Origin of the sequence: Nocardia macrotermitis (assembly GCF_009604405.1) — a bacterium.
GTDB classification, from domain to species: Bacteria; Actinomycetota; Actinomycetes; order Mycobacteriales; family Mycobacteriaceae; genus Nocardia; species Nocardia macrotermitis.
Map to the genome: position 1 here is coordinate 179637 of NZ_WEGK01000013.1, position 22884 is coordinate 202520.

At 65.1% G+C, this 22884-nt stretch carries 30 protein-coding genes and 3 tRNA genes; 24 read left to right on the forward strand and 9 right to left on the reverse strand.

Going from position 1 to position 22884, the window contains the following annotated elements; genetic code table 11:
• Window positions 1-3 precede the first annotated feature (3 nt).
• A complete protein-coding gene (locus tag NRB20_RS27370) occupies window positions 4-1179 on the forward strand; it encodes an alpha-hydroxy-acid oxidizing protein (RefSeq protein WP_153414003.1) in 1176 nt (391 codons plus the stop codon).
• A 31-nt stretch (window positions 1180-1210) separates the two neighbouring features.
• Complete coding sequence (locus NRB20_RS27375; protein WP_406603885.1) at window positions 1211-1702, forward strand: MarR family winged helix-turn-helix transcriptional regulator; 492 nt, start codon at window positions 1211-1213, stop codon at window positions 1700-1702.
• Between the two features lie 193 nt (window positions 1703-1895).
• On the opposite strand, the gene NRB20_RS27380 is transcribed toward NRB20_RS27375, so the two are convergent.
• Window positions 1896-2864, reverse strand: a complete 969-nt coding sequence (locus NRB20_RS27380; protein ID WP_153414005.1) for an alpha/beta hydrolase — start codon at window positions 2862-2864, stop codon at window positions 1896-1898.
• A 126-nt stretch (window positions 2865-2990) separates the two neighbouring features.
• Here NRB20_RS27380 and NRB20_RS27385 point away from each other — a divergent pair, with 126 nt between their 5' ends.
• Together NRB20_RS27385 and NRB20_RS27390 are read left to right on the forward strand one after the other, a co-directional pair.
• Window positions 2991-3449: a MarR family winged helix-turn-helix transcriptional regulator gene (locus NRB20_RS27385; protein ID WP_153414007.1), complete on the forward strand. Its 459-nt coding sequence runs from the start codon at window positions 2991-2993 to the stop codon at window positions 3447-3449.
• Between the two features lie 161 nt (window positions 3450-3610).
• Complete coding sequence (locus NRB20_RS27390) at window positions 3611-4237, forward strand: hypothetical protein (protein ID WP_153414009.1); 627 nt, start codon at window positions 3611-3613, stop codon at window positions 4235-4237.
• Window positions 4238-4443: 206 nt separating this feature from the next.
• Here NRB20_RS27390 and NRB20_RS38495 read toward each other — a convergent pair whose 3' ends face one another.
• Complete coding sequence (locus NRB20_RS38495; protein ID WP_227833916.1) at window positions 4444-4851, reverse strand: hypothetical protein; 408 nt, start codon at window positions 4849-4851, stop codon at window positions 4444-4446.
• On the opposite strand from NRB20_RS38495, the gene NRB20_RS38500 reads away from it, so the two are divergent.
• Complete coding sequence (locus tag NRB20_RS38500) at window positions 4850-5056, forward strand: PASTA domain-containing protein (protein WP_264766387.1); 207 nt, start codon at window positions 4850-4852, stop codon at window positions 5054-5056. The two genes, NRB20_RS38495 and NRB20_RS38500, sit on opposite strands and share 2 nt — an antisense overlap.
• 1178 nt (window positions 5057-6234) lie before the next feature.
• Here NRB20_RS38500 and NRB20_RS27400 read toward each other — a convergent pair.
• The gene (locus NRB20_RS27400; protein WP_153414011.1) at window positions 6235-6903 is read right to left on the reverse strand and encodes a YdcF family protein; all 669 of its coding nucleotides are present in this window, start codon (window positions 6901-6903) and stop codon (window positions 6235-6237) included.
• Between the two features lie 12 nt (window positions 6904-6915).
• Window positions 6916-7686 (reverse strand): GntR family transcriptional regulator, encoded by a 771-nt coding sequence (locus tag NRB20_RS27405; protein WP_153414013.1) that lies wholly within the window; start codon window positions 7684-7686, stop codon window positions 6916-6918.
• 156 nt (window positions 7687-7842) lie between these two features.
• On the opposite strand from NRB20_RS27405, the gene NRB20_RS27410 reads away from it, so the two are divergent.
• From NRB20_RS27410 to NRB20_RS27475, 14 genes are read left to right on the forward strand one after another with little or no spacing between them, the layout of a single operon-like run.
• A complete protein-coding gene (locus NRB20_RS27410; RefSeq protein ID WP_153414015.1) occupies window positions 7843-8304 on the forward strand; it encodes a hypothetical protein in 462 nt (153 codons plus the stop codon).
• Window positions 8301-8570, forward strand: a complete 270-nt coding sequence (locus tag NRB20_RS27415) for a hypothetical protein (RefSeq protein WP_153414017.1) — start codon at window positions 8301-8303, stop codon at window positions 8568-8570. Before NRB20_RS27410 ends, NRB20_RS27415 begins: the two co-directional genes overlap by 4 nt.
• A complete protein-coding gene (locus NRB20_RS27420; RefSeq protein ID WP_153410109.1) occupies window positions 8567-8767 on the forward strand; it encodes a hypothetical protein in 201 nt (66 codons plus the stop codon). Before NRB20_RS27415 ends, NRB20_RS27420 begins: the two co-directional genes overlap by 4 nt.
• Entirely contained in the window at window positions 8767-9402 is a 636-nt protein-coding gene (locus NRB20_RS27425) for a DUF2637 domain-containing protein (RefSeq protein ID WP_227833918.1), read from the forward strand. The genes NRB20_RS27420 and NRB20_RS27425 overlap by 1 nt, the downstream gene beginning before the upstream one ends.
• 6 nt (window positions 9403-9408) lie before the next feature.
• Window positions 9409-9708 (forward strand): hypothetical protein, encoded by a 300-nt coding sequence (locus NRB20_RS27430; protein WP_153414019.1) that lies wholly within the window; start codon window positions 9409-9411, stop codon window positions 9706-9708.
• On the forward strand, window positions 9708-11033 hold the full coding sequence (locus NRB20_RS27435; protein ID WP_153414021.1) for an FtsK/SpoIIIE domain-containing protein: 1326 nt from the start codon (window positions 9708-9710) through the stop codon (window positions 11031-11033). The genes NRB20_RS27430 and NRB20_RS27435 overlap by 1 nt, the downstream gene beginning before the upstream one ends.
• Window positions 11030-11347, forward strand: coding sequence for a hypothetical protein (locus NRB20_RS27440; RefSeq protein WP_153414023.1), 318 nt, complete (start codon window positions 11030-11032; stop codon window positions 11345-11347). Before NRB20_RS27435 ends, NRB20_RS27440 begins: the two co-directional genes overlap by 4 nt.
• A 2-nt stretch (window positions 11348-11349) precedes the next feature.
• Window positions 11350-11583: a hypothetical protein gene (locus tag NRB20_RS27445; protein WP_153414025.1), complete on the forward strand. Its 234-nt coding sequence runs from the start codon at window positions 11350-11352 to the stop codon at window positions 11581-11583.
• Window positions 11571-11759: a hypothetical protein gene (locus NRB20_RS27450; protein WP_153414027.1), complete on the forward strand. Its 189-nt coding sequence runs from the start codon at window positions 11571-11573 to the stop codon at window positions 11757-11759. Before NRB20_RS27445 ends, NRB20_RS27450 begins: the two co-directional genes overlap by 13 nt.
• Window positions 11756-11941: a hypothetical protein gene (locus NRB20_RS27455; RefSeq protein WP_153414029.1), complete on the forward strand. Its 186-nt coding sequence runs from the start codon at window positions 11756-11758 to the stop codon at window positions 11939-11941. The genes NRB20_RS27450 and NRB20_RS27455 overlap by 4 nt, the downstream gene beginning before the upstream one ends.
• Complete coding sequence (locus NRB20_RS27460) at window positions 11931-12203, forward strand: hypothetical protein (RefSeq protein WP_153414031.1); 273 nt, start codon at window positions 11931-11933, stop codon at window positions 12201-12203. The genes NRB20_RS27455 and NRB20_RS27460 overlap by 11 nt, the downstream gene beginning before the upstream one ends.
• Entirely contained in the window at window positions 12200-13894 is a 1695-nt protein-coding gene (locus NRB20_RS27465; protein ID WP_319945472.1) for a replication initiator, read from the forward strand. Before NRB20_RS27460 ends, NRB20_RS27465 begins: the two co-directional genes overlap by 4 nt.
• Before the next feature lie 13 nt (window positions 13895-13907).
• Window positions 13908-14117, forward strand: coding sequence for a helix-turn-helix transcriptional regulator (locus NRB20_RS27470; protein ID WP_153414033.1), 210 nt, complete (start codon window positions 13908-13910; stop codon window positions 14115-14117).
• Window positions 14117-15364 carry a tyrosine-type recombinase/integrase gene (locus tag NRB20_RS27475; RefSeq protein ID WP_153414034.1) on the forward strand — a complete coding sequence of 416 codons (1248 nt, stop codon included), beginning with the start codon at window positions 14117-14119 and terminating at the stop codon, window positions 15362-15364. Before NRB20_RS27470 ends, NRB20_RS27475 begins: the two co-directional genes overlap by 1 nt.
• Before the next feature lie 4 nt (window positions 15365-15368).
• On the opposite strand, the gene NRB20_RS27480 is transcribed toward NRB20_RS27475, so the two are convergent.
• Window positions 15369-15453: transfer RNA gene (locus NRB20_RS27480), tRNA-Ser, on the reverse strand.
• A gap of 198 nt (window positions 15454-15651) precedes the next feature.
• Between NRB20_RS27480 and NRB20_RS27485 the strand changes: the two genes are divergently transcribed.
• Window positions 15652-16635, forward strand: coding sequence for an alpha/beta hydrolase (locus NRB20_RS27485; protein ID WP_227833919.1), 984 nt, complete (start codon window positions 15652-15654; stop codon window positions 16633-16635).
• A 179-nt stretch (window positions 16636-16814) separates the two neighbouring features.
• Here NRB20_RS27485 and hisC read toward each other — a convergent pair whose 3' ends face one another.
• Entirely contained in the window at window positions 16815-17894 is a 1080-nt protein-coding gene (gene hisC / locus NRB20_RS27490; RefSeq protein WP_319945473.1) for a histidinol-phosphate transaminase, read from the reverse strand.
• Window positions 17895-17989: 95 nt separating this feature from the next.
• Between hisC and NRB20_RS27495 the strand changes: the two genes are divergently transcribed.
• From NRB20_RS27495 to NRB20_RS27505, 3 genes are all read left to right on the forward strand, one after another.
• Window positions 17990-18697 (forward strand): dienelactone hydrolase family protein, encoded by a 708-nt coding sequence (locus NRB20_RS27495; RefSeq protein WP_153414037.1) that lies wholly within the window; start codon window positions 17990-17992, stop codon window positions 18695-18697.
• Window positions 18698-18784: 87 nt separating this feature from the next.
• Window positions 18785-18874: transfer RNA gene (locus NRB20_RS27500), tRNA-Ser, on the forward strand.
• Window positions 18875-18909: 35 nt separating this feature from the next.
• Window positions 18910-18982: transfer RNA gene (locus NRB20_RS27505), tRNA-Arg, on the forward strand.
• Window positions 18983-19097: 115 nt separating this feature from the next.
• On the opposite strand, the gene NRB20_RS27510 is transcribed toward NRB20_RS27505, so the two are convergent.
• Entirely contained in the window at window positions 19098-19844 is a 747-nt protein-coding gene (locus tag NRB20_RS27510; protein ID WP_319945474.1) for a hypothetical protein, read from the reverse strand.
• A 173-nt stretch (window positions 19845-20017) separates the two neighbouring features.
• Window positions 20018-20905, reverse strand: a complete 888-nt coding sequence (locus tag NRB20_RS27515; RefSeq protein WP_153414041.1) for a helix-turn-helix domain-containing protein — start codon at window positions 20903-20905, stop codon at window positions 20018-20020.
• 109 nt (window positions 20906-21014) lie between these two features.
• On the opposite strand from NRB20_RS27515, the gene NRB20_RS27520 reads away from it, so the two are divergent.
• Window positions 21015-21161, forward strand: a complete 147-nt coding sequence (locus NRB20_RS27520) for a hypothetical protein (protein WP_153414043.1) — start codon at window positions 21015-21017, stop codon at window positions 21159-21161.
• A gap of 171 nt (window positions 21162-21332) precedes the next feature.
• On the opposite strand, the gene NRB20_RS27525 is transcribed toward NRB20_RS27520, so the two are convergent.
• A complete protein-coding gene (locus NRB20_RS27525; protein WP_227833920.1) occupies window positions 21333-22682 on the reverse strand; it encodes a Fic family protein in 1350 nt (449 codons plus the stop codon).
• Window positions 22683-22884: the final 202 nt, after the last annotated feature.

A 22884-nucleotide genomic window follows, 5' to 3' on the forward strand; every position in this document is an offset into this window, starting at 1 on the left:
GGCATGAGCAGCTTCGCGGATTTCCAGAACGAGATCTATCTGGCCGGGTTGTCGGGGGTGGTGCCGGATCTGCCGATGTCGGCGGAGGGGTTGGAGCGGCGGGCGCGCGAGCAACTGGACGCGGTCGCGTACGCGTATGTGGCGGGGAGTGCGTCGGCGGAGCGGACGGCGGCGGCGAATACCGCGGCGTTCGATCGGCATCGGCTGGTGCCGCGGATGTGGCGGGGGACCAGCGGGGCCGACGGGCGGGATCTGTCGGTGGAGGTGCTGGGCACGAAGCTGGCCGCCCCGGTGCTCACCGCGCCGATCGGGGTGCTGGAGCTGCTGCGCGAGCAGGGGGAGAAGCTGGTCGCGGAGGTGACCGCGGAACTGGGGGTCGGCATGGTGCTGTCGACCGCGGCATCCACGCCGATCGAGGAGGTCGGGGCGGCCGCGGGGGCGTGGTGGTATCAGCTGTACTGGCCCAACGATCACGAGCTCGCCCGATCGCTGGTCGAGCGGGCCACCGCGGCCGGGGCGCGGGCCATCGTGGTCACTGCCGATACGCCCGGAATGGGTTGGCGGCCACGCGATCTCGAACTCGGTCACCTGCCGTTCCTGCAAGCGAAGGGCATCGCGAACTACCTGTCCGATCCGGTCTTCCGCGCCAAACTCGCGACCCCGCCCGAGGAGAGTGAGGAGGCCATGCGGATGGCCGTGCTGACCTGGGTCGGCCTGTTCGGCAACCACACCTTGCGGCCCGCGGACCTGGGACGACTACGTGAATGGACGGAGCTGCCGATCGCGGTGAAGGGCGTGCTGCATCCCGACGACGCCCGCGAATTCGTCGACGCGGGTGCGGCCGGGATCGTGGTGAGCAATCACGGCGGCCGTCAGGTGGACGGTTCGATCGCGGCGCTGGACGCGCTGCCCGAGGTGGTCGCGGCGGTCGGCGATCGCGCCGAGGTGCTGTTCGATTCGGGCGTGCGCACCGGTTCGGACGTCATGATCGCGCTGGCACTCGGGGCCAAGGCCGTGCTCTACGGCCGTCCGTGGGCCTACGGTCTGGGCCTGGCCGGTCGCGACGGAGTGCGGCACGCGCTGCGGGTGCTGCTGGCGGATCTCGATGCGTCGATGGGACTTTCGGGTTGCGCGCGTCCCGCCGACCTGGATGGCGGTGTGCTGCGGAGCACACGGTGAGGTCCGCCCCGGCCAATACACTGTCCGGGTGATCGAGGAATCGAGCAGTCGCACGGCGGTGGAGCCGAGGTGGCTCAGCTCGGCCGAACAGCGGGCCTGGCGCGCCTACATCGACGGCCACCAACGCCTGATGGCGGAGCTGAACCGCCAGCTGCAACGCGACAGCGATCTGAGTCTGGCCGAGTACCGCATCCTGGTACTGCTGTCCGAGGCTCCCGACCACTCCCTCCGGATGAGCGACCTGGCCGACGGCGTGCTGTCCTCCAGAAGCCGTCTGACCCACCAGATCCGCCGCATGGAATCCGCGAACCTGGTCCGCCGCACCGCCTGCGAGGAAGACGGCCGCGGCGTCCGCGCCCACCTCACCGACGAGGGCATGGCCCGCCTACGTGCCGCTTCCACCGGCCATGCCACCGAAGTCCGCCGCGATTTCGTAGACCTCCTCACTCCCACCCAACTGGAGGTGATCGCCGAGGTCTTCGAACTCGTCGACGCCGAACTCGCCACCCGCACAACGAAATAGGCGATCGAGCTTCGTGTCAGCGGGTTCATGATTCCGGATCAGCGGGTTCGGTCCTGCGGGTCGTCATCCGTTGCTCGACAGGTCGATGGTTCGCAGGGATCCGTCGATCGACATTGCGCCACAACGCGATCGGACGGTACGAGCCCGGCGTTCCGCGACGTGATGTCGCGGCCCGCCGGGCTACGCATCGGAATCAGTTGGTGCCCAAGGCATTTCGCAGAGTCGTGACAGCCTGGGTGATGGCGGCCTCCGCGGCGTGGGTGCCGCGCAGGGCGTTGAGCATGACGAAGTCGTGGATGATGCCCTGGTAACGGATGGCGGTGACCGGGACACCGGCCTGGCGGAGCTTGTTGGCGTAGGCCTCGCCCTCGTCGCGCAGGACGTCGGCCTCACCGGTGATGACCAGGGCCGGGGGAAGTCCGGCGAGTTGGTCGAGGGTGGCGCGCAGCGGGGAGGCGGTGATCTGGGCGCGCTCGGTCTCGTCGGTCGTGTACTGGTCCCAGAACCACTTCATGCCCTCGCGGGCCAGGAAGTAGCCCTCGGCGAACTGCTGGTACGAACCGGTATCGAAGCTGGCGTCGGTGACCGGGTAGAACAGCACCTGCGCGAGCAGCGGGACATCGCCGCGCTCCTTGGCCATCAGCGTCAGCGCGGCGGCCATATTGCCGCCGACGCTGTCACCGGCGACCGCGATCCGGCTCGCGTCCAGGTTCTTGCCCGCGCCCTCGGCGACGACCCACTGCGCGACGGCGTAGTTCTGCTCGATGGCGACGGGGTAGCGGGCCTCGGGCGAGCGGTCGTATTCGGGGAAGACCACGGCCGCGTGCGCGCCGACCGCGAGCTCGCGGACCAGCCGGTCGTGCGTGTGCGCGTCACCGAAAACCCAACCCGCGCCGTGGATGTAGACGATCACCGGCAGCGCGCCCGCGGCTCCGGCGGGTCGCACGATCCGGGCCTGCACCGAACCGGTCGGCCCACCGGATACGGTCACCCACTCCTCGTCGACCGCGGGATCGGTGATCTCGGCGGCCTGCACCTCGTCGACGGTCTTGCGTCCGTCCTCGACCGACAGTTGGTAGAGGAACGGCGGCTTCGAAGTGGCCTGCGCGAATTCGGCCGCGGCCGGTTCGAGCACCGGCGCGACGGGGGTGTACTCCGACATGTCTGGTTCCTCCTGGTCAGGGAGTCCGGCGGACTCCGCTGGGCGCAAAGCTAGCGCACGATTACATCGTGCACAAGCAAAATGTTGGCGTTGAAATTGCCCGATCGGCAAAGTAGGTTGAATCCGATGACTGAGAAAACCGGTCAGGGGGAGACATCAGGGTTCTCCCTGCTCCTGGACGACCAGCTCTGCTTCGCCCTCTACGCGGCCTCCCGCGCGGTCACCCAGCGCTACCGCCCCCTCCTCGAGGATCTCGGCCTGACCTACCCCCAATACCTGGTCCTGCTGGTGCTCTGGGAACACGACACCGTCCCCGTCAAGGACATCGGCGCCGCCCTGCAACTCGACTACGGCACCCTCACCCCCCTCGTGAAGCGTTTGGAGACAGCGGGTTTCGTCCGCCGCGACCGCGACCCCGCCGACGAACGCACCGTCCGCGTCAGCCTCACGCCCCACGGAGCCGACCTGCGCGAACGAGCTCGCCACGTCCCCCCGGCCATGGGCGCGGCCATGGCATTGCCGGACCAGGATTTCGCCGAAGCCAAGCGCATCCTGCGCCAGCTGACCGTCAACGTTTCCCGATAGTCCCGATCGCGCCCGCCGCGGTCCGTCCGTTGCATTCCGGACCTGAACCGACTGGTCGGCTCGTATCGCCGTAACGGCGGGCCGGGCTCGACGGAAGGTACTGTCCGACAGGCGCGCGACGCGCGCGCGAGTTCGAACAAGTTGGGGGAGAGGCCGTCTCGATGTCCGGTACGCGAAAGTTCATGCACGGCGGTCGAAAGCGCGGCCTGGCCCCGGCGCTCGTCCTGGTCCCGGCAGTGGCCAGCTGCTATTTCATGACCGGTTGCGGTCCGGAATCCACCGCCGCGGGCCCGGAGTCACCGATCACGACGGTCGACTGGCCCACCCGAACCACCACGCGGACAACGGAACCGACGACAACCCAGTCGACGACCTCCCCTGCTCCCGCAACCGTGACCTCGGCGCCGCCCACCGACCCCGACCCCGACTTCGCCGCAGTCTGCGCCGACGCCGTCACCGGCCTCCGCGTAGACGACACCGACTGCGACAACGCCACCGACGATTACCTCGACACCGACACCAGCGCCGCCACCTACGCCGCCGCCGGTCTCGCAGGCGGCGCTGTAGGCGCGGCAATGTGGTACTACTTCTCGGTCCGAAACCGAGCGACAGCCCCCGCCATCGGCGCCGCCGTCCACAACGGCACCTACACCACCCCCCACTTCGTCAACGGCAGATCCCCCGTCATCTACCGAACCGACAGCATCCCCCGCACCGGCGGCCCCATCACCAAATCCACCATCCACCGAGGCGGCCTCGGCCTCCGCCCCCACAGCAGCAGCTCGTAGCCCCGTTCATCACCCGGACCCGCCTATGAAGTCTCGGCGACGTTGCAGCAGAAGCGCTTTCCCGCTGTCCGGACGCCGACGACAAGCTATTGGATGCCCGCCACCTACCTCCATCGGTAACAACCCGTTCGGTGGGACGGGTCCACGGCTGCCATCATCCCAGTTCATCGATGGTCCGAGTGCTCGACGACAAAGGCCCGAATCCTCTATTCCCGATCCGACCCCCACGGCAGGCTCGATGACTCCGGGCACGACGGTACTGCACGCGAGAGACCATGCGATCGAGGGAGTTTCGTGAAGACATTCGCCACCGATTCGATTTCGGCACCTGACGCGGGAAGAGGCCGAGGCCGGTTGAACACCGTCCTGCTGATCATGCTGACCGCAAGTGTCACCGGTGCGATCTCAGGATGCGGAGCAAGCACCAATACGGCTGTGCGACAAAGCATGTCGACCGGCAGCGCGCCGGTCTCGACATCAGCTTCCGCAATGCCGACGCCCACCGCAGCGCCGATCTCCACCGTGGCGCTGATCATCACCACGGCACCGCCGCCGAGCACCTCCGCCGCAGCCGCCCCGAGCACCACAAGTCTGATGCCCAGCGTCGTCTGCATGAACCTGCAAGACGCACAGAACGCGATCCACGCGGCCGGAGTCTTCTTCTCCCGCTCGAGAGATGCCACCGGAGCCGGCCGCAAACAGATCCTCGACCGCAACTGGATCGTCGTCGCTCAATCCCCGGGCCCGGGAACCCCGATCTCCGAAGGTGACGCAATTCTCTCGGTCGTGAAGAACGGCGAACCGAACTCCTGCGGCTGACGACGCAGCGGTACCGGCGTTCCGTTCAAACCGGTCCTACCTGCGGTGGGTGTGGGATTTGAACCCACGGTGGCGTGAACCACGACGGTTTTCAAGTTTGTCGCTCTCGGTGTTTGTTGCCGTTGGTGGTCGTTGGTCGAAGTGGTGTCATGGTGCTGACCTGGTCGGATAGTCGTTGTGTTCGTTGGTGGGAGTTGGTCCGGTTGCGTATTGCTGCGGACTGACTGCGGACTGGCACGTGCTCCGCGGATAGGTTGTCTATCCGCCCCCGACTGCTCTTCCCCATCTTCCTCATACTTGCCGCTCTCGGTGGAAGGCGGCCGGGTCAAGGGCGTTGTTTCCCTTGACGCGGTTGGCTGGAGCGAGACAATCAGGCAATGAGGAGGGTGGGGGATTTCTGTGTGCTGCCCGGCGCGCACGACTTCGGCTCCGATGAGTTCCTGGTTCGCAACTACAGGCGGTCGACCGGGCTGGGTGCCGGCCGATCCGGCCTCGGCTGCGGGAGGTCGGCCGGGGACGGCTCTCTCGTGCCCAGCACTGGCCTTCGTCATCGAAATTGACCGGACGGCGGCGGTCTGCGTTCTGCGACGTCGCCGAAGCGGAGCCGGTGTGCCAGGCCCCGGCCACCTCCACCCCTTCCCTCTCCTCCACCGCAACCAGCTCGCTCCCCTCGTAGCTGGTCCGGCCTGTCCGATCGGGGCATCGGCTATTGGTCTCGGTGCGGCCTGTCCGGGTGCGTCGCGGTGGACTGCATCGGCCATCCCTTGCGCCGTTATTGCCCTCTGGCCGTGGCGGATCGCTGCCTGAATGGCATATGAGGATCGTGAGCGTCGGTCCCCCTCTCCGGGGCGGGGCCGACGCCCCGACGTACCGGGCGGGCGAGGAGCGCCAGCGACGAGTCTGCCCGCGTGCGGCGCCGCGTGGCGGCGCTGCGGCGGCGCGCCAGCGCCGCCCTTGATCCTATATAGCTGAATTCGGCAGCGACTCGCGTACGGATCGCCTGGGCGAAGACGGGAGCGGGGAGTGGCCGAATTTGGCCCCTGCGTGAGACTCGGGCTGAATGGACCGAATGTGATGGGCGGGAATCGAATTCGGTGCGCTTTCGGCTCCTGGCGCGACCGGTGGGCAAGCCGTTGCGGATGCCGCCGCTATCCCTCCCCGCCCTTCCCCCGGTGCCGCTATTCCGCGAGCAATCGGCTGGTGAATCCTGCGTCGACGAGTCGAGCGTAGGCACGGTGGACAACGTCCGGTACGTCCAGGTCGACGGCCCAGCCTTTGGCTGGGTAGACCCAGATTCGCTGTGTGTCACCGACGAGCATGTTGATCACCCTGTCGACGTCGCCGATGCTGGCGATGTAGTCATCGAGTGGCAGGGGCAGCGAAGCGCAGATGACGTCGACCTCCGGCCACCGTTTCCGGCAGATCGCATAGCTGCGACGTTGTTGGTAGGGGCGGGAGATGAGCATCACCGATGTGATCGACTCGAGTAGACCTTGTTCGCTGAGCAGGGCTCTGGTGAAGTCGATGTTGTCGCCGGTATTGGTGGCCTTGGGCTCGATGAGGATCGAGCTTGCGGGTACGCCGAGTTCAAGGGCGTGTTCGCGATAGTGGACGGCTTCGCCGCGGGGGAACCGTTCGATCGTGGTGGGCGCGTTCGCGCCGGTGAAGACGATGAGCGGAAACATGCGCTGCCGGTAGAGGTCGGCGGTGTAGGTGGCGACTCCCAGGTCGTGACTTCCGAGTCCGATCCCGACGTCGACAGGGCGAATGTCCTGGTGCATCTGGTTGTAGTCCCAGAGGATCTCAACGTCCGAGCGGAGGTCTTCGGGCAACGTCGTTGAGAGCATGTGGCGGTTCCTTCAGTCGGGCAGCTTGAACTCGTAGGTCCACGAAAATCGCGATGCCGCGTGAACACCTCGCGCGAACTCAACGAGCATGTTATCGGCGGTGTACGTCCAGCGTGTGAGGATGACGACCGGTTCGCCGGTAGGGAGATCGAGCGTCTCGACCTCGTCGGGCTTGGGCATACGGGCAAAGATCGTCTCGGTCATGTGGTCCGGCTCGTACCCCTGGAGCGTGAGGACGGCGAATCCGCCTCCTCGGCCCGCTGGCCCCGGACTCGGATCAACGAGGGGTGTGCCTTCTACATGCTTCGGCAGGTAGTAGCTGGTCAGGGTATGAGTCGGTTGACCATCGTCCTTGACCAGCCGAGAGCGCTCATACACAGGCGACCCCTGCGCGACGTCGAAGGCTTCGGCCACCTCGGCGTCGGCGTCGATCAGCTGGACGGTGTTCGTCTGGTCGGTCGGTTGCCACGTCCGACCCGATGCTTCCCGGTCGACGGCGAACGCCACGGTATCGCCGAACTTCCACTTCTTCTTCGAATAGCGTTCGGCCCCATACCTTTTCATCGGAGGTCGTTCGCGCACAACCGTCCCTCGTCGGCGGATCGGTGTCACCAGCCCTTCGGAGTCGAGCATGGCGATGGCTTGGCGGACAGTCTTGATGTTGACGCCGTGGAGTTGCGCAAGCTCCTCCTGCTTGGGCAGGGTCGCGCCGGGCGCGTAGTCGCCGTTCTGGATGGCGCTACGCAGGATCGCCGCCAGCTCGCGGTACCCACTGATGCCCATTCGGCCTTCCTCCTCATCTCGTTGACTCATTAAGAGTAGCCGTAACGCCGACAATCAATATTTTCGGACAAATAGAGCTGGTTCTATTGATGCATGCCTGCGTCGTTGGTCTAATAGAGCTAGCTCTAATTCATCCACTTCAGAGGAGTTTCAGACATGGCACTCAAGGACTTGTGGTTCACCCCGGCTTTCGAGGATGCGTTTCCGAAGGGGTTGTATCTGATCGGTGAGATCGCGGCGGTGACGGAGTTCTCCGCAGATCGCAGTGCGCCGAAGCGTCAGCGGCTGGATTTCGACCGTGATGGGAACGGGACCGGTAAGCGGTTGTGGAAGGCGACGGTGACCGATCCGACGGGGCGCGGTGCGAAGGATTCGAGCTTCGACATCACGTTCGTCGCTGATGTCCAGCCGGTTCCGTCGGCTGAGGAAGCGGTGCCGGGTTTCATCCCGATCGTGTTGGAGGGCTTGCAGATCAAGCCCAAGGTTGCCGGTAGCGGTGAGTTCAAGTCGATGGGTTTCACGATCCGCGCGACTGGCATCGCGGGGGATACCTCGGGGGCGAAGCAGGCTCCGGCGAATCCGGGTGCGTCGCGTCCGGCTGCTGAGAAGGCTGCGTGATCGCGATGTCGTACGCGAGTATGAGGGGTTTTACTTTCGAGCTCCGGGAGGTCGAGTACGCGCCTGCCCATGAGTATCGGTGGGGTCCGGAGGAGGAGTACGTCAATCAGATAGCTGCGACGGTCGACCTCCGTTTCGAGGGTGGCATGTCGCTGTGCCTGAGCCTGTCTATCGAAGACGCTCGGGCCCTGGCGGAGCAGTTGCCGCAGATCCTGATGCTGCATGACGCCGCGGAGCGTGTGGCTGCTGAGAAGGCGGTGGCGTGATGTGGCTGCGTAGGTTGTTGGGTTTGCGGTCGCGTCGGGTGTGGGTGGAGGTCGATTACGACGCGAAGCGGGATCTGGTCGTGCTCTATGTGGATGGTGAGGGCGCGGGCCTGAGTGCGTGGCAGGTCGAGGGGTTGATTGCTGACCTGCGTGCTGCGGCGTCGCGGCGGCTCAACATCCCCGGAATGCCGGTCTGATGTCCACGCACAAGACGATGGTGGCGGTGCAGGCGCTCGCGGTCCTGGTGATCGTGGGCGTCGGTGCCGCCGCGTTCGTTCTCTCGTTCACCACGCTGCGGGACCTGGCCAAGCTGGCCCACATTCCCGCGTCGACGGCGTGGTTGTTCCCGTTGATCGTGGACGGCACGATCATCCAGGCCACGCTCGGCTGGCTGGTGCTGGCCAAGTCCCCGGAACGCAAGTACTTCATGGGCGTGCTGGCGGCGGGGTCGCTGATCTCGGTGGCGGGCAACAGCATTCACGCGGTGGCGAATGGTCATCAGCTTCCGGCGTGGTTGTGCGCGATCGTGGCGGCCATCGCTCCGATCAGTTTGTTGATCGACACACACGGCCTGGCGGTGCTGTTCCGTGCGGCGCACTATCAGCCATCCGATGTTCGGGCACCTGCTCCTGTGGTGTCGCCCGAATCTGTTGCAGCCGTGGAGAATTCCCCGGCCCCTGAATCTGTCGAGCCGATTGTGGAGCCGGTCCCGGCACCTGCCCCGGCTCCTGAGCCTGTGGTCACGCCCGAGCCTGTGCGGGCTGCACGTCCTGTTCGTTCTGTGCGACCGGTGCAAGACATGCTGCCGATCGCTGTCCCGGTGGGGAGTTGATTCACGATGGAATACAAGCAATTCGAGGGAACGTTCATCGTCCGCGAGGCGGGTCCGGTGGCGGTGGGGGTCGTGATGACCTCCATGCTGGGGCTGGGTGTGTTGCTGGCGTTCGGTCAGCACGCCGAGCAGGACACGGTCCGTCCGGCTTCCGCGGTCACCTCGGTACCGCCGACAACGACTGCGGCCGTGGCTGTTCCGGGCTGTGTGATGCTGTGTGACGAGCCCGCGTTGCCGCCTGCGCAGGATTCGAGCGGCTGCCGTGTGCTGTGCGATCTGGACCTGCCGAAGGTGGGTGACCGGTGATGAGCGTGGCCTCGATGGTGCCGTTCGCGGCGTCCGCGGCTGGTGTGCTGGCCCTGTCGGTTCGGATGTGCTGTTGGTCCCGGATGCCGGTCCCGACCGCCCAGTCGGCGGCCGAGACGATTGTGGGCGCGGCCGGGTCGGAGTTGCGGGCCGCGGTGATGTGCGTGGCGTTGCCCGCGTTCTCGACGCGGATGTTCCTGGACCTGGGATTGGGGTCGGTCGACAAGGGGTTCCCCTCGATCGAGTGGTGGGACTACAGCCAACACGGCATCGCGGTGGACGTGCTGATGCGAGGCGGACAGTCGTTGGCGGACTGGTCCAATGAGACCCTGACCGCTCGCATGGCCGCCTATGTGGGGGTGGACAGGGTGACGGTCACCTCCCCTGCCCCCGGCTGGGTCCGCCTCGAGATGAGGGTGCACGACACCCTCGCCGCTGCGGCAGTGCGGCCGGTGGCGGTCCCCGATGACGTGGATCTCGAAGCGGTCCCGGTCGGTGTCCGTGAAGACGGCCACCCGTGGCAGCTGCGCATCCTCTACGCACACATCCTGCTGGCCGGTGCGACAGGTTCGGGCAAGGGCTCGGTGCTGTGGTCGATCCTGGCCGGTGTCGGCCCGGCGATCAAAGCCGGGTTGGTCGATGTGCGAATGGCTGATCCCAAGGGCGGCGCGGAGTTCGGGCGCGGGGAGAACCGGTTGTTCACGGGGTTCGCCACGCACGCGGACACGATTCTGGGGATGTTGGAACAGGCCGTGTCGGAGATGGACGAGCGGCTGGTCCGGATGCGCCGTGCGGGACTGCGCAAACTCGTTCCCTCGGTCGATGAGCCGTTGATCCTGATCATCATCGACGAGGCCGCCTCGCTGTCCTCCTACGCGGACCGCGACGAGCGAGAGAAGTTCCGGCAGCTGACCGGACAGTTGCTGTCCAAGGGCCGCGCGGCGGCGGTCAGTGTGGTGGCCGCGTTGCAGGACCCGGCCAAGGACACCATGCCCAACCGGCAACTGTTCCCGGTCCGGATCGGCCTGCGACTGGACGAGCCGAGCCAGACCGCGATGGTCCACGGACAGGGCGCGCGGGCTCGGGGCGCGTTGTGCGACACCATCTCTGCGGACACTCCGGGCGTGGGCTACGTCGGCGAGGACGGCTCGACCGAGTTCGTTCGGGTGCGGGCGTTCTGGGTGTCCGACAACGACGCGGACACGGTGGTGGACACCTATTGCCCCGCACCGCGGATCACCGGGCCGACCGAGGACTACACCGGTTTCGATCCCGATGACCTCGGCGACGAGATCCCCGGCGACGGAGAGAGGTTGGCGGCATGAGGACCGGATTCCTGACCGTGGCTCATGTGGTGGTGCACTGTGACGGTTGCGGCGACCGCTACAGCGAAAACCGTTACGACCAACTGTGTTTCGCCTCGGTGAACGAAGCGATCGCCTACATCACCGGTCGTGGTGCCGGTGTCGGGTGGATATACGACGGCGACAAGGTCTGGTGCGACGGCTGCATTGCCTCGGCCCGCTGCCGCGACGCCGGACACGTCCTGACCGAACCGCGGCGCTGGCCGCTGGGCTCCAAATCCGATCCGCGCGTCTGCTCGGTGTGCGGGATCTCCGAAACCGAAATCGAGGAATAGTCATGAGTGCCAACAAGACTCGCGCGTTCGAACATGTTCGGGCGGCCAAGATCGAAGCCGACGCGATCGACGCGGTGATCGATATCCGGTCCCGCCGCCGCTGCGTCTACGAACGCTCCGGCATGGACCCGGTCTCGCTGGCGGTGCACGCCTGGGCCGAAACCGGTCACGTCCCGGGCTGGGACAACGGCATCGACTACGAGGACACCGATTTCGATGGGGGATGGGCGGCATGAACATCCACGCGATTCCGGTCTGCTGCGGCCTGCCGATGATCCGCCACACCCGCCCGGTCCACGGCACCGACACGTACGTGCAGGTGTTCCGCTGCCCTTCCTGCACTCGCGGCCGGAGCGACGAGATCCCGCACACCGCCATCGCTTTCGACGCTGGCCGGGATCGTGCGGCATGAGTACGAAATCTGCGGCGGCACAGGTCAATCCGATCGTGCGCAAGGCCGCTGACCAGGTCGCCGGGAATCGGCGTGCGAGCAAGCTCGAGGACCCGCCGCAGCGCGGGTGCCACGATCAGCTGCCGTTGTTCGACCTACCACGAAAAGCCAAGATAGGGAAGGGGATTCGTGATGACCGATGACAACGCCGATGGTGTCGACGGCTACGACGACGATGGGGAGTGGGGCCAGGACTGGGAGGGCGTGGATATCGATGACGAGCACCACGTCTTGCTGAAGGTCGAGGGCGAGACGGTGTTGCTGTCGGTGCGTGATCGTGAGGTCGAGACCGTGGTGGCCCTGCCTGCCAAGCACGCGCGGGCGACGATCGCGATGATGAGCGTCGCCGTCGAGTTCGCTACCCGTGAAGAAGATCGCCGCCGTCGCCGGGAGCGTGCGCGGTGAGCGGGTCGCTGGTGACGGATCCGGATTCGCGTCGGGCTACGGCCGCGGAGCGTCGGGCGATGCCGAATCTGCCCGAGATCGCAGAGGGGCTGGCCGATCAGCACGGGGTGTGCAAGCGGCCGTTGCCGATGCGGTCGTTCGATCAGTCCACGGGCGAGATGAAATACGTTGGCGCACCGTGTAAATCGACCCTCGACAGCGTCTGTCCGGCCTGCGCGGCGCGGGCTCGGGCGTTGCGGATTCAGCAGTGCCGGGAAGGCTGGCACATCGAGGCCGAACCGGTCGACGACAAGCGCGAACCGACCGAGTCCGAGCGGGCGATCGTACTTGCTCGTGCGGCGTTGCAGCAGGACTACGACCAGGCCAAGGAAGACGGCGACCGTGAGGCGATGGACGGTATCCGCGCGCTGGTGGCGGACCTGGACGAGGAGTTGCGCGAGTCCGGGGTGAAGGGACCGTTCCCGCCGCTGGACCCCGAGCCCAAGGCTGTCCGCAAGCGCTCGACTCGTCGGCGGCAGGAAACCCCGGACCTGCCCCGCCAGAAGATTTCGCCGTCCACCCTGGGCCGGGTGTTCGTCGGCAAGTACCAGCCGTCCATGTTCCTGACCCTCACGTTGCCCTCGTACGGGAAGGTCGGTCCGGACGGGGCACCGATCGACCCGGACAGCTACGACTACCGCCAGGCCGCCCGCGACATCATCCACTTCCCGGCCCTGTTCGATCGGTTCGTCCAGAACTACCGGCGCGCGGCAGGCCGGGATATCCAGTACTTCGCCACGGTGGAACCTCAGCGTCGCGGGGCTCCGCACATCCACGCCGGTGTCCGCGGCTCGGACCCCCGGACCATGCTCCGGCAACTCACCGCGGCGACGTACCACCAGGTGTGGTGGCCGCACTTCGACCAGGACGTCTACACCCCGGACCGGATGCCGATCTGGGACTACGACCAGCAGGCATGGGTGGACCCGGACGAGATCGACCCGGAAACCGGTGCCCCGGTGCCGGTCCCGACCTGGGATCAGGTGATGGACCTGATGGACGAGATGGACGACATCGAACCCGCGCACGTGGTCCGGTTCGGACAGCAGGTCGACGTGAAGGGCATCCTCGGCGGCACCGAAGAGGCCGGCCGCCACATCGGGTACCTGACCAAATACCTGACCAAGTCCATCGCCGAAGTCATCGACCCACAATCCGACCGCGCCGCACGGCATTACGACCGATTGCACGAAGAGCTGTGCAAGACACCCTGCTCGCCGCGCTGCGGGATCTGGCTGCGCTACGGCGTCGTCCCCAAGGGTGCGACCGCGAAGACCCTTCCTGGCCGCTGCAAGGGCAAAGCGCACCGCCGAGACACCCTCGGACTGCGTGGCCGCCGAGTGCTGGTCTCGCGCAAATGGACCGGGAAGAACCTGACCGACCACAAGACGGACAGGGTCGAATTCGTTCGGCAACGCCTCGCCGAAGCGGGCATCACCATGCAGGACATCACCCGCCTGCGGATCGCACCAGCCGAACGGGGAGACCCGGACGTCCCACCTCGCGAGTACCTGGTGATGTCGATGGTCACCCAGAAACTCAAACGACTCTCCGAGTACGACAAGGCCCGGCTGATACCAGCCGAGCAAGATCAGGTTCCACATGAAGCCGTTGTGGGACAACAGGATTCGACAATTCAGGATGCGGCATAGGGAGGGTGTGATCATGACCGAGGACGAGACTTACCTACGAGCAAGGCAACTCGAGGTGCTGACCGGGATTCCGGAGGCAACCTGGCGGTGGTGGGCACACGTCGGCTATGGGCCGGAAAGCTTCAAGCTGGGGCCTCGTCGGCGGGTCTGGAAGAAGTCGGTTGTGCTGGCATGGATCGCTGAACAGGAACAGCGGACCACGCGCGGCGGGCAGGTCGCCTGATGAAGACGCAGCGGAATCCCCGTTCGGGCGTCGAAGACCGCTGGTACAAGACGATCACCGTGGTCGACGCGGCAACGGGGAAGACGATCAGCGAGCGGGTGAAGACGGATCTGTTCGGCAAAGGCAAGCGGTGGCGGGCTCGATACGTCGATCCGAACGGTGTGGAGCGTGCTCGGTCGTTCGTCACGAAGGTCGAAGCACAGAAGTTCCTAGACGGCGACGTGACGACGAAGCTCGTTACCGGGACATGGGTGGACCCGGATCGGTCCGGCGTGCTGTTCCAGGTGGTGGCCGAGAAGTGGTACGGCACGAAGAAGCTGCGCAAGCCCAAGACAGTCGGCGGCTATCGGTCGTTGCTGGATACCCTCGTTCTTCCTCGCTGGGGCTTGGTTCCGTTGCGGGATATCGAGTTCGAGGACATCCAGGAATGGATCGTGACGTTGTCGGAGTCGGGCAGTGTCCGGTTCGAGGGTCGTGGTCTGTCCGCGTCACGGGTCAAGCAGTCCTATCAGGTGCTCGGTCAGGTTCTCCGGTTCGCGGTCAAGGCCAAGCGGCTGGCCGTGAATCCGGCCGAGGATGTCGAGCTACCGGAATTGACGATGAGCGAGAAGGTCTACCTCACGCATGTGCAGGTGCTTCGGCTCGGTATGGCGGCCGGTCGATTTCGGACCCTGGTCCTGATCTTGGCCTACACCGGAATTCGCTTCGGTGAGGCTACCGCCCTTCGGACGGCCAATATCGACTTGGAGGCTCGGCGGATTCGCATTGTCCGTTCGGCAACTTTCGTGCGAGGTTCGGGAACGGTGGTCACCGATACGAAGAACCACACGAATCGGTCCGTCCCGATTCCAGGTGTGCTGGTGAAAGAACTCGAACGCCTCCTCGACGGCCGCGAACCGGACGCGTTGGTATTCCCCAGCAATAAGGGCAGCTACCTGGAATCCACCGAGTTCCGCTGGGTCTTCGACCAGGCCGCAGAAACGGTGGAGCTGAAGGGCTTCGTACCGCACTGGCTCCGCCATACGGCCGCGTCGTTGGCGATCAAAGCGAACGCCAACATCAAGGTCGTACAGAAGATGCTCGGGCACAAGACCGCGACCATGACCCTCGATCTCTACGGACATCTCTACGAGGACGATCTGGACGCCGTGGCGGAGGGAATGGACCTCGGCGCGCGGACTGCTGCGGACGAACTGCGGACCGAAGCGTCCGATGCCGGTGATGATGGCCACGGATCTGTGGCCTGAGCTGCGGTGGGTGTGGGATTTGAACCCACGGTGGCGTGAACCACGACGGTTTTCAAGACCGTTCCCTTAGGCCGCTCGGGCAACCCACCTTGCCTCGCGTGGGGCGGGGCGGTTTCAGGGTAGCGGCGGGAGGGGTGGGTTGCCGAATCGGCGGGTGGGGAGGGGTGGGTGCGGCTCACAGGAATGGTTAAGGGGGCTCTGGCAGGATGTCGGCCATGAGACGCCGTTCGACCCGGCGTCGGTTAACCGGCGCTCTTGTGTGCGTCGCACTGGTGACGGGTGCGGCCATGGGGGTGGCGTCGACGGCGCTTGCCGGTCCGCCGGTGAACACCGGGTCCTCGGACGGGCCCGAACCCAAGTCGCCGGTGGACAATCCGCGGCCGGTCGTCGCATCGATCGACCACATTCAGAAGATCACCGATCGGCGGGTGCGGGTGTTCGTGCGGTCGCCCGCGATGGGGCGGACCGTGCCGGTGGAGGTCCTGCTGCCGAAGGATCGCGGTCACCCGCGCCCGACGCTGTACATGCTCGACGGACGCAGCGCCGGCAACGAGGTCAACAACTGGACCAAGTACGGCAAGGCGGTGCAGTTCTTCGCCGACAAGGACGTCAACGTGGTGCTCACGTTGGGCGGTCCGGCGAGTTACTACACCGACTGGCAACGTCCGGATCCGGTGCTGGGCAACAACAAATGGGAAACCTTCCTCACCCGCGAGCTGCCGCCGCTGATCGACGCGACGTTCGAGGGTAATGGGAGCAAAGCCCTCGAGGGCGTGTCGATGGGGGCCGAGGCGGCGATGATGCTGGCCATGCGGCATCCGGGTGCGTACCGTGCGGTCGCCGCGCACAGTGGTTGTTACGCAATGGGTTCGGATGTCGGGCAGGCGCAGGCGCGCGCGATCGTCAGCACCTACAACGGGAATCCGGACAACATGTTCGGCGACCAGAACAACCCCGCCTGGCTCTCGCACGACGTGATGATGCATGCCGATCAGCTACGCGGCACCGCCCTGTTCCTGTCCGCGGGCGGCGGCATCCCGGGTCCGTTCGACGGTCCCGGCAACCCCGACGCCCGCACCTCGGTCATCTTCGGCAGCCCGCTGGAAATGGGTGCGTACGCGTGCACATTGGCGTTGGCGAACAAGCTCGAGCGGATGCAGATCCCGTTGACGCTGGACCTGCACGACGTCGGCACGCACTCCTGGCCGTACTGGTCCGCCGAGCTACCGAAGGCGTGGCCGACGTTGGCTCGTGCGTTGGATATCAGCTGAGCACTGCCCTTCGAGCGTCCGCAGCCTTGCCGCAGCAGCCTTGCCGCAGCAGCCTTGCCGCAGCAGCCTTGCCGCAGCAGCCCTGCCGAAGTAGCCCTGCCGAAGTAGCCCTGCCGAAGTAGCCCTACCGAGCAGCCCTGCCGAAGCAGATCGCCGAAGGGCAGGCGCAGCGGTCGGACTCAGCGCAGGAAACGCCCGACGATCTCCGGATCGGTCGCGAACGCGAGGAACATGTCGTTCTCGTGCGGATCGCCCGCCGTCACCCGCACCCCGTCGACGCCGTACGGCCGCACCAGCACCCCGGCCGCCGCACTGGCCTCACCGAATTCCGCACTGCGCGAACCGAGCGCGAGCCAGATGAAGTTGGCCTCGCTCGGGACGATCGGATAACCGGCGGACAGCAGGGCCGTGCGCATCCGATCACGTTCGGCGACAGTGTGATCCGTGCGATCGAGCAGTTCCTCGCGCGCCTCGAGGGAGGCCATCGCGGCGGCCTGCGCGAGACGATTCACGCTGAACGGGATGTGCACCTTGAGCAGCGCGGTGATCACCTCGGGATCGCCGACCGCGTAGCCGACGCGCAGCCCGGCCAGGCCGTACGCCTTCGAGAAGGTGCGCAGCACAAGCACATTCGGGCGGTCGCGGCCGATCTCGACGCCGTTGGGATGCTCCTGCTCGGGCAGCCGCAGATACTCGTAGTACGCCTCGTCCAGCACCACCAGGATGCGCTCGGGCACCCGGTCGAGGAAGCGGATCAGCTCGTCGCGGCCGACCGCGGTGCCCGTGGGATTGTTCGGGTTGCAGACGAAGATCAGGCGGGTGCGCTCGGTGATCGCCGCGGCCATCGCATCCAGATCGTGCACCAGGCCCTCGGTCAGCGGGACCTGCACGGACGTCGCGTTACCCACCTGCGTGACGATCGGATACGCCTCGAACGACCGCCACGCGAACAGCACCTCGTCGGTCGGCGAATCGCAGGTGATCTGCACCAGCTCCTGGCACAGCGCGACACTGCCGCACCCCACCGCGACCCGCTCGACCTCCACACCGTGGAACTTCGCGATGGCCGCGCGCAGTTCGCCGGATTGGTTGTCCGGATACCGATTGGCCTGTTCGGCGGCTTCGGCGATGGCCTTGGCGACGGTCGGCAACGGGCCCAGGGTGGACTCGTTGCTGGCCAGTTTCACCGCGCCGGGGTGGCTGCGGCCAGGGGCGTAGGCCGGGATGGAATCGAGGTCCGGACGAATGCGAGCGCTCACCCCTCCACAGTAGACGTGTGGTCCGACAGGGATTACCGGGTGGATGCCGGGACAATTTGTCCGGAACGTTACTCGGGCGAACTACTGTTGGGCTCATGCCGGGCAGCTATGACGACAACGCGCCCCTGCGCGCCGGCGACCCCGGTCAGGCGCAGGACGGACAGGCCACCACAATCGCGCGAGTACCCATTCGGGTGTTCGAACCGGACCGCATCGCGCGCGGCGGAATCGTGCTGCTGCACGAATCACGAGAATTCGCCGAAACATTGCTGGAGTTGATGACGGCACTCTCGGCCGAGGGCTGGATCGTGGTGGCACCCAACCTCTTCCACCGCGGCGCCGACGACGACCAGGTCTTCGGCGAGGAGTTGTTCGCCGATTTCGACGCCTGTTTCGACTGGCTCGTCCGGCGCGGCGTATATCCGGATCTGACCGGCGTACTCGGTTTCGACAGCGCCGGCACCGCGGCCTTCCTGGTCGCCACCAATCGCCGGATCGGCGCGGCGGTCAGCATCGCCGCACCCGGTATCGACGAGCCGCTCACCGCCCGTGCCGACGCGTTGATCCGGGCCGCCGCCGGCCTGCAGGCCCCCTGGCTCGGCCTGTACGGCGCGGACGATCCGACCACCCCCGTCGACCAGGTCGAACGTCTGCGCGACGCCGCCGCGGCCGCCGCCGTCGCCACCCTCGTCGTCAGCTACCCCGGCCTGCGCCACCGCCCTGACCGTCCCGGCGCCGACTCCGACGACGAGGTCCCCGCGCACGCCAGAATCTTCGACTGGTTCGATTCTCACCTACGCTGACCAGTCGTTTTGCGTCCAGCCCCGGACCTCTGTACTCTTTCGTCTCGGCGGTTCGAAAGGACCGGGCCCTCGGAAGAGAAGGCTCCAGGAGGCGTGCCAGAGCGGCCGAATGGGACTCACTGCTAATGAGTTGTCCCTTCACGGGGACCGGAGGTTCAAATCCTCTCGCCTCCGCCACGTTCGGTTTTCCGAACACACAACTTGATAGACCTGCGCCCGTAGCTCAACGGATAGAGCATCTGACTACGGATCAGAAGGTTAGGGGTTCGAATCCCTTCGGGCGCACTGTATCGGCCCCCACTTGCGAGAGTAAGTGGGGGCCGATTCGTATTCGGGATGTTGGGGTGGGCCGGGCTCTGTTCGGGGTGTCGGCCTTGTGGGCGGAGGTGGGCGGAGCTCCTCAGCGTTTGGTCCAGGCTTGGGCGTGATCGGTGAGGTTCCACCACGAAACGAATTGGGGGTCTTCGGATTCCAGTTTCCAGCCGGTGTTCAGTGCGTCGAAGAAGGCGTCGTCTCCTGTCTTGCCGCCCTTCGGTTCTCCGATGTAGATCAGTCGGGTTCCCCCTGCGGTTTCGAACGCGGCCAGCGCATCCGAGGCCATGGTGTTGCCCCATCCGGGCGGCCAGCACAGGAACAGCACGTCGCCTGGCTCACGGAACGGTCGCGTGTGGTATTCGTCCAGGTTGCCGACCGGGTGCCATACATCTGACTGGCCCGCCGCCTTCAGGAACGAGACGTTCTCGGTCCGATCCGGGGGCTCGGAATCGTACGCATCCACCTTCAGCCCGCCTGCGCTCAGCTGGGCCGCCCAGTACCCGCGGCCTGCACCCAGTTCGATCACTGTGTGCCCGTCGCAGAAACCGGCGATCCACTCGATGGTCTCCGGCGAAGGGATCGCATACGCGTAACCGGCCTGCAAGACGGTCTGCGCGAAGCCGAGTCGCGAACTGCCACTTACCTTCCCGCCGTCAACCACCCGACGGCCATCACGTTCCGACACGGACGGAGCAACTATTTCCCAGTAGGGGTTCGTGCTGATCGAGCGATCGGCGGTCATGTAGTGCACGAGCCGCAGATCGAACGCGGCATCTGCCTGGTCGTCTCCCGTACCAGGCAGCATCGGTGCCGTCTCCAGGTACTCCGCCACCTTCGGATACTCGGTCTCGAGTCGTCGCTCATCACCCAGCAACGCGGCCAGTTCGTTTCGACGGTCCGCCGTCAGCGCAAGCTCAGCCATGCATCGATTGTCAACGCCCGCAGCCGATCCCGCTCCAACTCGAGGCGATTTTCATGTTCACTTCCGCAGTCTGCCGCCCAACGCTATCCGCTATCGGCTGCGGACTCGATTTCCTGCGCACGATTGGCCTCGACGCGTTTCGTTGGCAAATGCTTTTCCAGATCGATCGGCGCTGGACTCAACCCCAGCTCCTTCACCGCAGTCAGCGACAAAAGGTAGTCCTTCCGCTCGCGATCCGCTATACGATCTATCAGCATCATCGCCCGCTCGAACGCCACGTCACCCTGGATGTCTTCTCGCACTTGATCGGCCCGCTTCGTAACATGCGAACGAGATCTGTGCGTGTGCACTGCGAAAGCGCCCCCGCCGCCAGCCGCAGCCAGTCCGGACAATGTTGTGATCAGTGGGGTGGGCCCAGCGGCACCTGACTCGGGGTATGCAAGCAACATCACAGCGCCACAGACGGTTACACATGCTGCTGCGGCAGTGAACAGCATCGTGAATAAGAATGTGACATCTGCTTGCAACAGTGCGCTGTGGAGAAATCGGAAGAAGAACTTCTGACGCTCGGCAGAAAGTTCGCTCCCCGGCTTTGACACGTTCGCCGTTGCCTCCCCGACAACCTTCACACTCGCGTTGTTACCGGTGACAATCACCTGTTGCGACCGCCGACGAGCACGGTCCGCAGTCATGACCCGGCGCCACGATTCCATCCAAATCGGATGATCCGGATGATCCGGGCCAACCCCGAGCACCCGGATCAAAGCGCTCAAAGCGCCGGCCGGAGGCGGAATCCTCATGGGACGCTCATTCAACATGCGTGCGATCAACGATCCGCGTTCGCCACACGCCTCTGCGCACTCATCGACAGTCATACCCGATTTGAGGAACAACATCCTCAGCGCACCACTCAAATCGGACAACGTCGGCTCATCGCCAGCGCCGACCAACCGCTTCGAAGCCTCTTCCACAAGGACTCCCCCTTCGAGCAAGGCTCCTGATACCCCGCTCACGCTGTGTCAACTCATTGTCGACGGGAGAGTACACCCGACCACCGACAGACCACGCGAGGCGCAGACCGTGAGCAGCCGCGGTCCGCAACTGCGCGCGACCGGCCAGAATTCCGTCTGGATCACACCGTCGACCCTCTACGCGCGGCGATTCGGGGCGGACGAGCACGACGCCGCGGCCGACTGGGTCCTCGGGCGAATGGGCTTGCCGCACTGACCACGCGCACGAGAAAAGCGTCCCGGCCGCAGGTAGTGCGGCTGGGGCCGCGCCTGTATACGACTGCCGAACCTCACTCGGAAAAGCTCCCGGGTGTGCTGGTTTATCGTATTCGGGCATGATCGAGTGGGAGGTTGTGCCGGCTCGGGTGGGGCGCGAGATCGTTCGGATCTACTGTGTTGGTCGGCTTCGTGTCAGTACCTTTTCGAGGTTCACGGTTGGTGACCATGTGAAAGTCTTGCCAATTTTTCCTCGGATCAGTAATCCGCGCCGCTCGAGGTCGCTCAGATCGTTTCTCGCCGTTTGATCGGAAACTCCGTGGCTTACCATGTGGCTTTGGACTGTGTACTGATTGTCGGGATTCTTCATGGATGACTCGATCAGTGCGAGTTGTCGATGGTTGAATTCGCCCTTGTTCGAAAGTAATCTGCGAGCTTCCTGGAGTTCGCCGGTCTTCCTGGTCAGATAGATGTTCAAGTCATCCAGGGCGCGCTTTATCACGTTCAGGTGGTAGATGAGAAAGTATGTCAGATCGCCGTCGTCCTGCTCGGTGAGAACGTATGAACGTACATACTGCGAGGGTGCCTTTTTGAGTATTCGCGATATTGTCAGATACTCGGTGAGCCAGTATCCTTCCTTGAGCATGCTCCAATAGAACAATGCGCGCGCTGTTCGCCCGTTTCCATCCTCGAAGTAGTGGTCGTACCCGGTCATGAAGTGCACGGCGAGTGCCCTGACGACCGCTGGGATGTAGGTTTCTCCGGTGCTGGTGCCATTCGCGAAATTGCAGAGCTCCTGCAGTCTCGCTGGGAGCTGATCAACCGGTGGAGGCGTATGGATAACGTCTTCCTCCCTGCCGAACACCTTGACTCGGTCGGCAGGGTCCGGGTCGTTCTGTATTCGGCCGGCGGATTCGGGATCGTCCAAGGTGCCGGCTGTTACTATTCGGTGGAGTTCGCACACCAGTTCAGGTGTGAGATCCACATCCCTGTGCTCGGTCACGAACAGCATCGCATTGAAGTTGTTGATGATCATACGTTCACTTTTATCGCGTGGCGGTCGGCCGGACCGGATCATGTCCTTCGCGACGACTCTGCTCGTGGACGCGCCTTCGAGCTGGCTCGATGTGATCGCTTCTTCGATCAGAGAACTGACCACGTACCGATTCTTTGTGGCAGAGTTGGTAACTTGCTCGGGCGCTGCTATCTGACCACTTGCTCGCTTGGTGATTTCATCGATCAGCTGGAGAACTTCATCTGGAAGGGCATAAGTGAATTGTTGGCCGGCTATGGTCCTGAGTGGCAGCGGGCGCTGCATGCCACCTCGCCTCATCTTCACCATGAGCCACCACTCCTCCGCCGTCAGGTCCCCTGGTGGCTTTTTGTGTCGCAACTTGTCCCAGGGCAGGTAGGGATCGGACGGTGACACCGAGTTGAGGTTGGACATCAGAATCATCCCGAGGCGATCTCCGACGATCGTGCTCAGCAGTCGACGCTCCTCGGGGGGCGGCATCGGGTGCATCGACCCTCCTTGTCGGGGCGGCAGGCTATAGTCAAATCCTAGCAGAATTTGGCTTTGGCTTTAGGTGCCCGCTCCTCCGGGAGATCGTCGGTAGTTGATGTCGGCAAGGGGTTGTCGGCTCGGGTGGTGGTTGTTCGAAGTCCGGGTCTATCGCCAAAGTTTGGTTGACTTTGGCTGTAGTTGGAGGTTGTTGTCGGCGGAG